The sequence below is a fragment of the Vibrio sp. 811 genome, from assembly GCF_033339195.1.
The window spans coordinates 1-597 of record NZ_JAWOUB010000636.1 but is presented as its reverse complement, the minus strand read 5'-3'; the positions used below and the strand labels follow the sequence as shown (position 1 = coordinate 597).

Sequence of the window (597 nt, the reverse complement as noted above, 5' to 3'; positions counted from 1 at the left end):
CTAGATTGCAGATTTTGTTCATCTTTGATTAAGGTTGGTAAACTTAGACTCGTGATACTCAAGTTACTTCTATTGAAGCGTTGGGTATAAAAACTGGTGAGATAAATAAAAACTATGAAAAGAATAAAGCAAGAAGTGAACGACTTTATCAGCCGTGGTATGGATTCTAATGTAAGAATTGCGGTAACTGGGTTATCCCGAGCGGGTAAAACGGCCTTTATCACGTCTTTGGTTAATCAGTTGCTTCACACCGCCACTCACGACAATCTACCTTTATTGACCGCCGCGAGAGACAAACGCCTTATTGGTGCAAAGCGTGAACCTCAAACCAATATGATGGTGCCTCGCTTTGCTTACGACGAGGCGATGAGCCAGATTCATGCGAACCCACCACAATGGCCAGTGCCAACGCGTGATGTGAGCGAAATTCGCCTAGCTTTAAAATACAAACCAAAGAAAACGACCAAGAAGCTGCTCAGTAAAACGGCGGTTCTCAATGTTGACATCATCGACTATCCGGGTGAATGGCTACTGGACTTGCCTTTGCTAGATATGGACTTTTCGAGTTGGTCTCAAACGCAGTTTGACGCGCTGAAA

1 protein-coding gene is annotated in these 597 nt (G+C 44.1%); it reads left to right on the top strand.

Annotated features, from left to right (window positions below; genetic code table 11):
- Window positions 1-114: 114 nt before the first annotated feature.
- On the top strand, window positions 115-597 hold a 483-nt coding region (locus tag R7Q46_RS28545; protein WP_318078493.1), incomplete at its 3' end, for a YcjX family protein.